At 68.7% G+C, this 12,258-nt stretch carries 13 protein-coding genes; 5 read left to right on the top strand and 8 right to left on the bottom strand.

Going from position 1 to position 12,258, the window contains the following annotated elements; all coding sequences use genetic code 11:
- Positions 1 to 361: 361 nt before the first annotated feature.
- Both ACTQWE_RS06995 and ACTQWE_RS07000 read left to right on the top strand, forming a co-directional pair.
- A complete protein-coding gene (locus tag ACTQWE_RS06995; protein ID WP_441921445.1) occupies positions 362 to 1,027 on the top strand; it encodes a hypothetical protein in 666 nt (221 codons plus the stop codon).
- Positions 1,028 to 1,188: 161 nt separating this feature from the next.
- Positions 1,189 to 1,758, top strand: a complete 570-nt coding sequence (locus ACTQWE_RS07000) for an N-acetyltransferase (RefSeq protein WP_441855245.1) — start codon at positions 1,189 to 1,191, stop codon at positions 1,756 to 1,758.
- Here the strand turns inward: ACTQWE_RS07000 and ACTQWE_RS07005 are convergent.
- Positions 1,665 to 2,231, bottom strand: a complete 567-nt coding sequence (locus ACTQWE_RS07005; RefSeq protein WP_441855244.1) for a nucleotidyl transferase AbiEii/AbiGii toxin family protein — start codon at positions 2,229 to 2,231, stop codon at positions 1,665 to 1,667. The two genes, ACTQWE_RS07000 and ACTQWE_RS07005, sit on opposite strands and share 94 nt — an antisense overlap.
- Positions 2,232 to 2,605: 374 nt before the next feature.
- Positions 2,606 to 2,998 (bottom strand): type IV toxin-antitoxin system AbiEi family antitoxin domain-containing protein, encoded by a 393-nt coding sequence (locus tag ACTQWE_RS07010; RefSeq protein WP_441921478.1) that lies wholly within the window; start codon positions 2,996 to 2,998, stop codon positions 2,606 to 2,608.
- Between the two features lie 254 nt (positions 2,999 to 3,252).
- Between ACTQWE_RS07010 and ACTQWE_RS07015 the strand changes: the two genes are divergently transcribed.
- Positions 3,253 to 3,819, top strand: a complete 567-nt coding sequence (locus ACTQWE_RS07015; protein ID WP_170104267.1) for a PTS sugar transporter subunit IIA — start codon at positions 3,253 to 3,255, stop codon at positions 3,817 to 3,819.
- Between the two features lie 103 nt (positions 3,820 to 3,922).
- Here ACTQWE_RS07015 and ACTQWE_RS07020 read toward each other — a convergent pair whose 3' ends face one another.
- Positions 3,923 to 4,657: a GntR family transcriptional regulator gene (locus ACTQWE_RS07020; RefSeq protein WP_170104266.1), complete on the bottom strand. Its 735-nt coding sequence runs from the start codon at positions 4,655 to 4,657 to the stop codon at positions 3,923 to 3,925.
- A 335-nt stretch (positions 4,658 to 4,992) separates the two neighbouring features.
- On the opposite strand from ACTQWE_RS07020, the gene nagB reads away from it, so the two are divergent.
- Positions 4,993 to 5,724 carry a glucosamine-6-phosphate deaminase gene (gene nagB, locus ACTQWE_RS07025; protein ID WP_170104265.1) on the top strand — a complete coding sequence of 244 codons (732 nt, stop codon included), beginning with the start codon at positions 4,993 to 4,995 and terminating at the stop codon, positions 5,722 to 5,724.
- 12 nt (positions 5,725 to 5,736) lie between these two features.
- Positions 5,737 to 7,347: an FAD-binding protein gene (locus ACTQWE_RS07030; protein ID WP_441921448.1), complete on the top strand. Its 1,611-nt coding sequence runs from the start codon at positions 5,737 to 5,739 to the stop codon at positions 7,345 to 7,347.
- A 52-nt stretch (positions 7,348 to 7,399) separates the two neighbouring features.
- Here the strand turns inward: ACTQWE_RS07030 and ACTQWE_RS07035 are convergent, their stop codons facing one another.
- The 5 genes from ACTQWE_RS07035 to ACTQWE_RS07055 form a co-directional block, all read right to left on the bottom strand.
- Entirely contained in the window at positions 7,400 to 8,089 is a 690-nt protein-coding gene (locus tag ACTQWE_RS07035) for an N-acetylmannosamine-6-phosphate 2-epimerase (RefSeq protein ID WP_441921450.1), read from the bottom strand.
- A gap of 49 nt (positions 8,090 to 8,138) precedes the next feature.
- A complete protein-coding gene (locus tag ACTQWE_RS07040) occupies positions 8,139 to 9,107 on the bottom strand; it encodes an ROK family protein (RefSeq protein ID WP_170104262.1) in 969 nt (322 codons plus the stop codon).
- Between the two features lie 40 nt (positions 9,108 to 9,147).
- Complete coding sequence (locus ACTQWE_RS07045) at positions 9,148 to 10,074, bottom strand: dihydrodipicolinate synthase family protein (protein ID WP_441921452.1); 927 nt, start codon at positions 10,072 to 10,074, stop codon at positions 9,148 to 9,150.
- Positions 10,075 to 10,152: 78 nt separating this feature from the next.
- Positions 10,153 to 11,190: an acetylxylan esterase gene (locus tag ACTQWE_RS07050; protein ID WP_441921454.1), complete on the bottom strand. Its 1,038-nt coding sequence runs from the start codon at positions 11,188 to 11,190 to the stop codon at positions 10,153 to 10,155.
- Between the two features lie 13 nt (positions 11,191 to 11,203).
- On the bottom strand, positions 11,204 to 12,178 hold the full coding sequence (locus ACTQWE_RS07055) for an acetylxylan esterase (RefSeq protein WP_441921456.1): 975 nt from the start codon (positions 12,176 to 12,178) through the stop codon (positions 11,204 to 11,206).
- Between the last annotated feature and the right edge of the window lie 80 nt (positions 12,179 to 12,258).

The raw sequence follows: 12,258 nt of genomic DNA on the forward strand, positions 1-12,258 counted from the left end.
GTTCGTGTGGCGACCGCCGGGTATCACGCGAAGCTCATGCGGCGCGCACGGCATCGTGCAGGTTGAACGCGGGGTACAGAAGGGCGCAGCCCTTGACGACCATGCCGCGCTCCGCCGCGGTGCTCGCGCTCCATGTAGCCCATGGTCCGCCTCCCACCGTGCGTTCGACATTGGGTTGCATTATACGGAGGGCGCATCGGGCGCGTTCGAATGGCCACGCGGACGAAACGGACGAGCGACCGCAACTTTGGAACCAACGGATGCGAGCCCATGGACGGGCACAGGAGGCGCCCCGCGCGCCACAGCGTACGATTTCCTTAAACTGCGCTGACACGCACACGACGGCACTATGGAACCATGGGTGGCAGCAACGCGAAACGCGAGGGGCCGTCGCAAGCCGCTCCGCACGCCCGCCGTGCGGCCTCGCAAGCCCAAGGGAAGGGATGCCGTCATGGCGGAAAGCCACATGCAAGAGTGCGATGCCGAGAAGCGCCTGCGCAAGATGGTTGCGACCAAAGCCAATCGCGCGTCGCTCGCGGTCGCGATCGGACTGGCCGAGGCCGCTCTCGCGGCGGCGGTCCTGACGCCGCTCGGCGCCGCGGACGCGCTCTTTGGCGGAGGCGCTGCGGGGCGCGCCGCCGCGATGGCGTGCCTCTCCCCCGCCGCAGCCGTCTGGGCGGGTGCCGTGCTCCTTACGTGGCGCATGGGCCGGGAGGCATCTCGCACGTGCGGCGCCATGATGGTGGCACCCACGACGCTCGTTGCGTTCTTGGTGCTGAGCGCGGGCGACGCCGTGGCGCGCATGGCCATGGCGGGCACCATGCCCACGGCGGGCGCGCTCACCACGTTTGCCCTGGCGCCGCTGGTTGGACCGCTGGCCATCCGCCTTGCCCTGCTGGTGCGGGCGGCCGTGAGGCAGAGCGAGCCCTGGGCAGAGGCGCACCGCGACGACGCTGGTGACATATACGGCCGCAACGCGGGCGCGTCGGGTGCCGGCGCGACCGTAAGTCGCGAAATGCTCGCATAGGGACACGCGCCGAACGCTCGGCACCGCCGGCGAGCGCCGGAAGACGGAACGCACGGAAGGGCCCGGGCCAAGAGCGCGGGCCCTTCTCGCCTTGCGAATGCGCCGTCGGGCGCTTCGTGTAACAATGGCTCGGGAACATTTAGGCGAGCGTCGGAGGCAGCATGCAGGACGTCGTGATCAGGAAGGCCGTGCGGGCAGACCTCGACCCCGTGATGGAGGTGTACGCCTCCGCGCGCAGGTTCATGAAGGAGACGGGCAACCCCACCCAGTGGGGCGACGACTTTCCGCCAAGAGAGCTGATAGACGGGCGAATCCGCCGTGGCGAGCTCTACGTCCTGGCGCAGGAAGGCGTCATACACGCCGCGTTTGCGCTCATCCTGGGACCAGACCCAACGTATGCGCGCATCGAGGGCGGCAGTTGGGAATCGGACTCTCCGTACGGCACGCTGCATCAGGTCGCGAGTGACGGGAGCATGCGCGGCGTGTTCCAACGGGCCGTAAGATTCTCCCTGCGCAGCCGCAGACACCTGAGGGTGGACACGCACGCGGACAACAAGGTGATGCAGGCCGCCATCCTTCGCGCGGGATTCCAATACCGCGGCATCATCTACGTGCGTGACCACTCCCCGCGTCTGGCCTACGAGCTCGTGGCGCAGGAGCCTGGCGGCACCGACGCCTGTCCAACCAAGGATGAGACGAAGCTTGCCTCCGATGCGTCTGCCGCCTCCTGAACTGCCTGCAGCGTATCCAGGAACCCTATGCCCTGGGCGTATGAATGCTTTGACCCGTGGTTGCGCCATTGTCGAGACAGGTCCTCGCTCTCGCGCATCGCGGAGATTGTGCGCGTCCTGTCTCTCATGACGGATTCGCTGTTGCGTTTTGAGCAAGTGGCCGCGAGCGCCCTTTCCAACGTATCTGCATCGCAGACATCGCGCTTTTCGGCAAGAATGGTCTCCAGGGGATATGCCATTATTCGCGCCGACCCATCATCAAAAACAAAGGGATATTCGTACGCGATGGCTCCTGGCGTAATCTTGTCGCCAGTCGTCACGTCGCTGGCGAGCGGAACTGCCAGCGGCTCGCATATTGCCCTCAGGAACACCCGAATCCCCGGGTATTGATCGCCCTCGCGAATATCCCCCGTACGCAGGAACTCGAAGCTTAGGTCGTCATCGGCGTCAATGGCACAGATCTTCCTGAACACTTTGGTCGCCGTCTCATGCGTAAGCGAGAAGCGGTGACCAAAGTGTCGAGGTCCTTGGTGGTTCGCCGGTCCACGCCGATAAGCGAGCCAATAACATACCGCCCTTTACGACGATGCCGTCACACCACCTTGAGCGCGAGACTCGGTCTATGAGACGCTCGAGCATGTAGTTCTGCGGCATAAGCTGTGGGGAGACTACGGCAGCCTTTGCCCTGTTGTTGATGAGGGCCTTCAGCTGCATTGCGTTTCTCGTTCTCATAGCAGCACCTTCAGGTAGAACCCGATCTTGCGTGATACTCCAAGGGCACGGGCGTACGACTGCAGCCTAGTCACGCTTCGCCCCGGTGACGAAAGGTAGCTGCGCATTGCCGGGTTCAGCAGCTGCAGGTCTGGCATCGACGTGCCGCGCAGCATATCGCAAGGGTTTCCGGTGACTGGTCGGATAGCCCCAAGAGGTAAAGTGCCGTGTCGTGAGAGAAGATGCCACGCGCAAACCTGTACTGCGCAATCACGCACTCGTCCCCCCACGTCTCCGGAGTGCAGTACAGACCTCGTCCAAGCCTCAGGAGCTCGCCCTTCTCGACCGCGCGCGTGAGCTCGCGACGCTGCACGCCAAGTCGCGTCACCATAGCGGCAGTGATAAGCCCACCGCTCTCTCGCACTGCCCTTTCGAGAATCCTGTTCATCGGACCTCCGAACGTACATGCTACTGATGAATTGTTTTTGCAGCATGGTTGTTCACTTTGCAAAATTGTGGGTCTGCCCATCCGCGAAAGCAGGATCGCGCCCACGACCACCTCGACGTTGCCCAGAAGGCGGGCGCCCCATCAAGCGTCAGGGCGCCCGTGCGTTCTTGCTCAATTTCGATTGATATCCAGTGAGAACGCACAGTTGCCCTAGGTTCACAATTTCGAACCACTTCCTTGCGCGTCGCAACGTCAGGCGCCATGCAAGCGGCATTAGAATCACGTTAGGAACATTGTCCGTACGCACCGTCCGCCCACACAGAGGAGGCACTTCGATGGGACTGGTCGAGAAGATCAAGAATGCCATGTTCAAGCCCGACGGCGACTCCAAGACTCCCGCGCCCGCCAGCTTCGCCACCGCGCCCGGAACGATCTACGCGCCGGTCACGGGCACCGTCGTCACGCTCGACGAGATTCACGACGAGGCGATATCCAGCGGATTCTTTGGCGAGGGTCTTGGCATCGTGCCCCAGGTCGGCGTGGTGTACGCGCCGGTGAGCGGACGCATCGGCGCCACGACGGTCACGAACCACGCCATCGGCATGACCATGGCGGGCGGGGTCGACATCCTCATCCACGTTGGCATCGATACCGTGGAGATGAACGGCGAGGGCTTCGCGCGCCTTGTCGAGTCGAACCAGGAGGTCAAGGCCGGCACGCCGCTTCTGACCTTCGACATGGACGCCATCCGCGAGGCCGGCCACGACGACGTGGTGACCGTCGTGGTCACGAACTACTCAGACTATGGCAGCGTCGACAACGTGAGCGACAGCAGCACCATGATCGCGGGACACCCCCTGGTGAAGGTTGGGGACCCGCTTTTGGTGGTCACCACGAAGTAGCGCCCCCCCGCCTTCCGCTTGCATGCGGAAAGTCCGCCGCAGACGGTCGCCCGTGGCCGCCTGCGGCATTTTTCTGCCGCGGGACCCTCGCGCCGGCCTTGCGCTAGTCCCTGCTGTGGATGACGTGGTACTTGAACTTGTCCACGCGCGCCGAGCTCCGCGTGAACTCGATGATGCGCCCGGCCGCGTTGTACGTGAGGCGCGAGATCTCGAGCACGGGCGATCCCTCCGGAATCAGCAGCAGGTCGGCGTCGGCCGCGCGCGCCGTCATCACGCGCACCTCCTCCTCCGCCGTCTTGATGGTCTGGCCAAACTCGCTTTCGAGGAGGTCGTACAGCGAATGGCTGCTGACCTTCTCGTGCGTGAGGCTCCCAAACATCTCCAGCGGCAGGTAGGTGTGGCCCACGAGCATGGGCTCGTCGTCGGCAAGGCGCAGGCGGTGCAGGTGCCACACGGTCGCGCCCAGGTGCAGGCCGAGCGCGGAGCTCACCGACTTGTTGGCCTCCTCCTGCGAGAAGCTCAGGACCTGCGTCTTGGGCGTCTTGCCAAGGCGGCGCATCTCCTCGGTGAAGCTGTAGCACAGCGCGAGGTCGGTCTCGGAGTGGCGCGCGTCCGACACGTACGTGCCCTTGCCGTGGCGCCGCGTGACGAGGCCCATCTTCTCGAGGCTGTCCAGGGCGAGGCGGACCGTCGTGCGCGAGAGCCCGTACTGCTGCGAGAGCTGGCGCTCCGAGGGCAGAAGGTCGCCCGGGGCCATGTCGTTCTGGATCTTATCCCTCAGGATGTCGAACAGCTGGTCGTACAGAGGCTGCTTTCGGGTCAAATCCACCAGGCTCATCTCCTAGGCGTTGCGCAAGACTGGTAACTACCACATACCAATTCTACACGGGGTCGGCCGTGGCGAGCCGCAGGGGCCGCGCGCGTGCGACAAGTGGCCCACTTGCCGAGCCCAACGGTCCGTCCGTCACAAAAACGGCTGTTAGTGGCTACAATGTTAGGCAACTGTTCGCATGGTGCGGGCCATGGGGCCCGGCGCGCCCCGCGGCGTGCCGCTGCGGAGGGCCCACGTTCCTCTCGCCCGCGTCATGCGCAACTGGTATTAGCGTTTGGTACAGGGGCATAAGGCACGGCGCCGCCAAGGGCAAGGTGCCGAGAAGAGCTTGGAGGCCTAAGTTGAGGATCGTTCGGACGACGGACTACAAGGACATGAGCCGCAAGGCCGCGAACATCATCTCTGCGCAGGTGATACTGAAGCCGGACTCCGTGCTGGGGCTCGCAACCGGCAGCACGCCCATTGGCACGTACCGCCAGCTTGCGGAGTGGTGCGCGAAGGGCGACTGCGACTTCTCGCACGTGAGCACGTACAACCTGGACGAGTACCGCGGGCTGTCGCACGACCACGTCCAGAGCTACCACTACTTCATGCGCAAGAACTTCTTCGACCACATCAACATCGACCTGGCGAACACGCACGTGCCGGACGGGGCGAACCCCGACGCCGACGCCGCGTGCGCGGAGTACGACAGGATCGTGGCGGACGCGGGCTTCCCCGACCTGCAGCTTCTGGGCATCGGCCGCAACGGCCACATCGGGTTCAACGAACCGGACAGCGTGTTCAGCAAGGGAACCCACATGGTGAACCTGACCCAGAGCACCATCGACGCGAACAGCCGCCTGTTTGACAGCCCGGACGAGGTGCCGCGCCAGGCGTACACCATGGGCGTCCAGACCATCATGTATGCGCGCAGCATCCTCGTCGTCGCGAACGGAGAGGACAAGGCGGACGCGGTGCGCGCCATGTGCTTTGGCCCCGTGGACCCGCGGTGCCCCGCCTCGATTCTGCAGCTGCACACCAACTGCACCGTGATCGCGGACGAGGCCGCCCTGAGCAAGTGTCCGCTGTAGTGGACGCAGCGCATGGGGCCTAGGGGCATGCGGACGTTCGGGCGCTGCGACGTGCTGGTGGTGGGCGCCGGGCTCGCCGGCACGCAGGCGGCGCTTGCGGCGGCGTGCCAGGGGGCCCGCGTGCGCATCGCGTCCGTGGGCCCCCTGTTCTCCGGCTCGAGCTTCTTTCCCGGCACGTGGGGGCTTGGGCTTGTGGGACCGCGCGGAGAGGACGATGCCGAGGACCTGGTTCGCACGGTCTGCCGCGTGGGGGCGGGCATGGCCGACGAGGCCCTTGTGCGCACGCTCGTGCGCGGCATCCCCCAGGCGGTAGAGGACCTCGCCGCCCAGGGCTGCGAGCTGGCGCGCCCCGCGGCGGGAAGCGAGGGCGAGCGCGACTACGTGCCCTGCTTCGACCACGCCACCCGCGACTGGCACGGCATCCGTCGCGAGGGCTACGCGCGCGCCGTCGGGCGCCTGCTGCGCGGGAAGGGCGTCGCGCACACGGCCGGCCTCGAGCTGCTGGACGTGCTCGAGGCGTCGGGCCGGGTGTGCGGCGGCGTCTTTCTGGACCGCGCGACGGGCGACCTGGCATGCGTGCCGTGCGGCAGCATGGTTCTGGCCACGGGAGGCCTCGGCGGCCTGTTCGACCGCACGCTCGCCGGGCCGGACGTCGGCGGGTGCGCGCACGCCATCGTGCTCGAGCACGGCGGGCGCCTCGTGAACGTGGAGTTCCAGCAGATCATGTGCGGTCTTCTCGCCCCCGCGCGGGGCATCGTCTTCAACGAGCGCACGTTTCGCTACGCGCGGCTGCTTGCGCCCGACGGCACGCGGCTTGCGGTGGACGACGCGCTGCTGCGCATGAGGTCGGCCCACGGCCCCATGACGGCGCGCCTTCCGGACCTTGCCGTTGACCTGGCCGTCGCCGCCACGGGCGCCGAGGGCGTCACCGTGGAGTACGACCTGCCCAGCCCGCTTCCGGACTTCGTGGGGACGTACGTGCGGTGGGCCCGGCGGGCGCTTGGTCCCGGTTGGGCGCGCGACCTTAGGATCTGCCACTACGCGCACGCCTCGAACGGCGGCGTCGCGATCGATGCGCATGCGCGGTGCCTGGGCGCGCCACTAGGCCTGTTTGCGTGCGGCGAGCTGACGGGAGGAATGCACGGTGCGGACCGCATAGGCGGCCTTTCCAGCGCAAACGCGCTTGTCTTTGGGAAGATTGCCGGAAGCGAGGCCGCCGGGTCTTACGCCCCCGCACCCCTGGCGGCGCCCGCGCTGCCCCGCTGGGCGCGCGACCGCGCCTGGCGCGCATCCGATGCCGGCGCAGCCCGGGTCGAAGCAGAGGTGGCGCTGCTGCGCCGCACCATGTCCCAGCACTGCCTGGTCGGGCGGGACGAGCTGTGCCTCGCCCGTGCCGTCGACACGCTGCTGGGCATGAGTGCCACCACGCGAGAAAGGCGTCTCGCGCTTCTCGTCACGTCGGCCCTCGCCGCCGCCCGTGCCATGCTCGAGCGGCGCGAGAGCCGAGGCGCCCACTATCGCGCCGACCATCCCCGCCAGCGCGGGGAGTACGCGGCGCCCATCGTCGTGGGCATGCGAAACGGCAGCCCCTGCGCACGCCTCGGGCGCGCACGCAGGGGCTAGCCTCGGCAGGCGGCCGCGCCGGTCGAGCCGGTCGTGACGGCCGAGCCGGCCGCTATCCCTCGACCGCCGCGCAGAACCACTTCGTCAGGCTCGTGGGGTGCGTGATGCCCGTGCCCACCACCACGGCCCACGCGCCGGCGCCCATGGCCGCCGCGGCGTCCGCCGGCGTGTGCACGTGCCCCTCGCAGATGATGGGCAGCCCCGGGAACTCGCCGGTGGCCTGGTGCAGCAGGTCCAGGTCCGGGCCCTCGTCCATGGTGGTCTGGATGGCGGGCTTGTTGTGGCTGAGCGTGGTCGAGACCAGGTCGCAGCCGCACGCTACGGCGTTCCTGATGTCCTCGATCGTCATGCAGTCCGCCATCACGAGGGTCTCGCACTGCGCGCGCAGGTCGCGCACGGTCTGGGCAAACGTGCGCCCGTCCGGCCGCGGGCGGTCCGTCGCGTCGATGGCGACCACGTCCGCGCCGGCGTTCACGCACGCGACGGCGTGCCGCAGCGTCGGGGTGATGTACACGCCCTCGTGCCCCTCCTTCCACAGGCCGATGACGGGCACCTCGACGCGGCCCTTGATCGCGGCGATGTCCGCCAGGCCCTGGCAGCGTATGGCCGCGGCGCCGCCCTCCTCGCACGCCTGGGCCATCTGGGCCATGGTCTCCGGGTGGCGCAGCGGCTCGCCGGGATACGCCTGCACGCTCACGACGAGCCTGCCCTTGAGTGACTGGACGAGAGGAGCTACTTCCATTGCTTCACCTTTCCCATAGGCGGCCGTACGGCCGCGGCTGAAGATCGTGCTACTCGAGGCCGACGTACGCGGAGCGGGCCAGGTTCTCGGCCGCGCCCACGAGCGGCGCGTTGTCGCCCAGCTGGCCGTCGCGCACGGGCGTGTGCGCCTGCGGCGGCATGACGGCGCCGTCCCAGCCGGCCCTGAGCGCCCGGTGCCACACCGGACCGCACTTCGCCACGGAGCCGGAAAGCACCACGCACTCCGGGTCGAACAGGTTCACCATGTTGCCAAGCACCTCGCCCAACGCGCGCCCAGAGCGCTCCTCGGCCGCGACGGCCGCTGCGTCGCCGGCCTCCGCCGCGCGGCTGACGTACGCGCCGTCCACGGGGGCGCCCTTCTCGTCCGTCTTGGCACCGCCCAGCTCCAGGTAGCGCTCCAGGATGCCGGGGCCCGCCGCGATGGTCTCCACGTGGCCCACCGCGCCGCACTGGCACGGGATCCCGCGCGCGTCCGCGCACGTCACGTGGCCAATGTTGGTGGCGGCTCCGTGCGCGCCCAGAAGCAGGTGGCCGCGCTCCACGAACGCGCCGCCGATGCCCGTGCCCACCGCGCACACGAACACCGACTCCGCCCCCCTGCCGGCACCCCAGCGGGCCTCGCCCAGCGCGTGGGCGTGCACGTCGTTCATCACGCGCGCCTTCAGGCCAAAGCGCGCCTCCAGCTCTGCGCCCAGGTGCGTGCCGCCCCAGCCGGGCATCATGTCGTTCGCGTACGTGATGTCCCCCGTGAGCGGGTCTACCACGCCGCCGGTAGATACGCCTATGCCGCACACGCCATCCGCGCCGGCCTCGCCAAGCACGCGCTCCACCTGGCCCACGATGACCTCCAGCACGTGGGCCCCGCCGAGCTTCGCCTCCGTGGGCGCCTTGCCAAAGTGCTCGATCGCGGGCTCGCCCGCGTCCGTCAGCGTCACGAGCGCCGCCGCGACCTTCGTGCCGCCCACGTCCACGGCAACTACCCTCTTGACCTCATCCATCGCATCTCCCAACCTCTCGCATGCCCCGTACGTCCGCGCCCTACGCCTCGAGCACGCCCGTGTCCACCAGCACCTTGCGGATGGCCTCGCGGTTGGCGCCCTCGAGCGGCTTCACGGGCCTCGGCATCTGGCTGGAGTCGAACACGCCCATGAGGTTCAGTGCGCACTTGAACGCTCCGACGCCGCCTGCGTAGCCCTGCACGCCGGACGTCACGTCAAATATGTGCGACACCTCGTTGATCTGGTCCTGCAGCTCCTTCACGCGGGCCCAGTCGCCGGCCTGCGCCGCCTTCCACTGCTCCACGTACGGCACGGGGATCACGTTCGCGAGCCCCGGGACAGACCCGTCCGCGCCGCCCAGGTACGCGCCGTCCACCACGATCTCGTGGCCGGTCAGAAGCGTAAGCGGGTGACCGTTCTTCTCGTTTGCCTGCACCAGGTAGCGGAACGACACGTCGTCGCCGGAGGAGTCCTTCACGCCGGCGAGCACGCCCTCCGCGCCCAGCTTCGCCAGGAGCTTCCACGGCAGCTTCGTGTGCACGCACACGGGGATGTCGTACGCGAAGATCGGCGCGTCCAGCTCCTTGTGCAGGATGCGGAAGTGCTCCTCCACCTCGGCCATGCCCTGCAGCGCGTAGAACGGGCACGTCGCGACAAGGGCGTCCGCGCCCAGCGCGAGCGCGCGGCGGCCGTGCTCCAGCATACGCTCCGTCTCGGTGTCGATGATGCCCACGAGCACGGGCACGCGATGGTCCACGATCCTCACGGCCTCGCGCACGATCTGGTCGCGGCGCTCGTCCGTCGAGAACACGACCTCGCCCGTGGACCCCAGGAAGAACAGGCCGTCCACGCCCGCGTCGATCATCCTGTTGATGACGCGCTCGAACGAGGGCACGTCCAGCTGGTGGTCGTCCGTGTCCGGGACGGTGACGGGCGGAACGACGCCCCTGATCTTGAAGTCTGCCATGTCTCCTCCTCATCCGTGGCCACGCGGCCACATAGCTGCAATTGTTCCAATCCGCGGGCCGCTCGGCCCGGCGGACATCTAACCTATTCCTCCCGCGGTGCCGCCGCAAGTCCCGCCGCCGCGGGCCCCGCCGTCGCAGGCCCCCGCCCGCGACGCGCCCCACGGCGCCACCAGGTACGCCATGAGGGCGTCCTCGAAGTCGTTCACGCGCTCATGGCCCCACTTGGGGTACGTGATGTGGCGCTTCTCGCCCGGCGCGCGGTTGAAGACCGCGTACTGGCTCTGCGGGAGCGCCGCGTCGTCCATCAGCGACGTGCCCAAGAGCAGCGAGCCGCGAAGCAGCGTCGCCATGTTCGCCGCGTCCACGTAGTCAAGCGCCGAGAAGAGCGCGGCCGCTTGGGCTGCGGTGGGGTCCTCCACGCGGAAGTGGTCCCTCACGCCGGCGTACACCAGCCTCGAGCCGCCGGCCTCCCACGTGGCGCGCACGTCCGCCGGCATGGGGTTGAGCGCGGCCACGCGACGCAGGCACACCGCGCCGTCGCACGCGTCCAGGGCCGCGGCCGCGTCGATGGCGAGCGCGCCGGCAAGGCCCTCACCCCACGCGGAGAGGCGCGCCGCGTCCGTGCGCGGAAGCGACGCCGCCGCCTGTGCGGCGAGCGCCATATCCCATATCAGGCGCGTCATCTGCAGCGCGGCGGGGCCGCGCTCCCAGCCGGCGCACACGTCGCCGGACCACGGCCTGCGCTCCAGCTCTACCACGGCGTGCCCTATGGCCGCAAAGCGCGTCAGGTGGTGCCAGCCGCGCGGGCCGCACGTCACGTCGTGCGTCATCACCACCGTCGGCACGCGCGGCGCGTCGGCTCCGGCGCTGCCGCGGTCCGCCCCGCCCGCGCCGCGAGGGCACACGTAGCGCGCGTGCAGCACCGTGCCGTCCGCGGCGGCGAACGACAGCCGCTCGTACGTGGCGACGGGCGTGTCGAGGTCGGCGGGCTCGCGGCGCACCTCGCCTAGCGCCAGGGGCGCCGCCGCGCCAAGGCGGTCCCGCCAGAACCCCGCAAGGTCCCGCGGCACCGTCGACGACCCACCGTACGCCTCCAGCTCGCGCATCCGCTGCATCAGGCCTCCCATGTCATGCCCCCTGCCAGAAGAAGCGGAGCACCTCGTCGTCGAAGGCGGGTATCTCCTCGTGGCCGAAGTCCGGGTACAGGACGTGGCTCTTCTCGCACGTCAGCGCGTTGTACACCGCAAACTGCGTCTTCGGCGGGCACACGGCGTCCGCAAGGCCCGTGCCAAACAGCACGCGGCAGCGCACGCGGTGCGCGAAGCACAGCGTGTCTATGTAGCCCAGACGCCCCAGCCACTCGTCCGCGCGCGAGCCGTCCGCGTCGAACCAGCGCGAGTAGTAGCGTATGCCCTCGTACGCAACCTCGTCCGCGCCGTCCTCCCACACGGCGCGGAAGTCGCTCAGGAACGGGTACAGGATGGCGGCCCTGCTCACGAGGTCGGGGTTCAGCGCGCAGGTCGCAAGGCCCACGCCGCCGCCCTGCGAGTCGCCGTACACGCACACGCGCGACAGGTCAATTCCCGGCAGCTCGCGCACGATGCGGCACAGCACGCGCACGTTCTGGTGCAGCCGCACGTAGTACAGGTCGCGCGGGTCGCCGTCCAGGCCCAGCACCACATGGCCGGCCACCGTCGTGCCGGCGTAGCCGCCAACGTCCTGGCTGCGTCCGCCCTGGCCGGGGTTGTCCATCGTTATGTCGGCGAAGCCCATGCCCGCAAACGAGCAGTTCTCGAACCAGCTGCGCGTGCGGCCGGGGTAGCCGTGGAACCTCAGCACCAGCGGCACGGGCCGGCCGGCGTGCGCGGGGTCGAGCGGCCTGAGGTAGCGGGCGTAGACCTTCTCGCCCCGCGCGCCCCTAAACCAGACGTCGTTCAGCTGGCAGGTGGACGTCCCGGGGGCGTCCGCGGGCACGACCTCGAACTCCAGCGGCGCCGCGTCGGCCTCCGCCATGCGCTCGTCCCAGAACTCGTCGAAGTCGTCCGGGATCGCGCTCGCGCCGCGATACGCCTCGAGCCTCGCCAGCTCCGCCTCGCTCACCATGGTCCCACCCCCTTCTGACGTCGTCTTTGCCGCATGCACGCGCCTGGAGGACGTCACGTTGCCATGCCGCCCTCCAGGGG

Origin of the sequence: Parafannyhessea sp. LCP19S3_B1 (genome assembly GCF_052121955.1) — a bacterium.
In the GTDB taxonomy this organism is placed as follows: domain Bacteria; phylum Actinomycetota; class Coriobacteriia; order Coriobacteriales; family Atopobiaceae; genus Parafannyhessea.

Excerpts from the sequence above, each read along its gene's own strand:
- ACTQWE_RS07000 (WP_441855245.1), top strand. The coding sequence starts at position 1,189 with ATGCAGGACGTCGTGATCAGGAAGGCCGTGCGGGCAGACCTCGACCCC.
- ACTQWE_RS07010 (WP_441921478.1), bottom strand. The coding sequence starts at position 2,998 with ATGGGCAGACCCACAATTTTGCAAAGTGAACAACCATGCTGCAAAAAC.
- ACTQWE_RS07015 (WP_170104267.1), top strand. The coding sequence starts at position 3,253 with ATGGGACTGGTCGAGAAGATCAAGAATGCCATGTTCAAGCCCGACGGC.
- ACTQWE_RS07020 (WP_170104266.1), bottom strand. The coding sequence starts at position 4,657 with ATGAGCCTGGTGGATTTGACCCGAAAGCAGCCTCTGTACGACCAGCTG.
- ACTQWE_RS07030 (WP_441921448.1), top strand. The coding sequence starts at position 5,737 with ATGGGGCCTAGGGGCATGCGGACGTTCGGGCGCTGCGACGTGCTGGTG.
- ACTQWE_RS07035 (WP_441921450.1), bottom strand. The coding sequence starts at position 8,089 with ATGGAAGTAGCTCCTCTCGTCCAGTCACTCAAGGGCAGGCTCGTCGTG.
- ACTQWE_RS07040 (WP_170104262.1), bottom strand. The coding sequence starts at position 9,107 with ATGGATGAGGTCAAGAGGGTAGTTGCCGTGGACGTGGGCGGCACGAAG.
- ACTQWE_RS07045 (WP_441921452.1), bottom strand. The coding sequence starts at position 10,074 with ATGGCAGACTTCAAGATCAGGGGCGTCGTTCCGCCCGTCACCGTCCCG.
- ACTQWE_RS07050 (WP_441921454.1), bottom strand. The coding sequence starts at position 11,190 with ATGCAGCGGATGCGCGAGCTGGAGGCGTACGGTGGGTCGTCGACGGTG.
- ACTQWE_RS07055 (WP_441921456.1), bottom strand. The coding sequence starts at position 12,178 with ATGGTGAGCGAGGCGGAGCTGGCGAGGCTCGAGGCGTATCGCGGCGCG.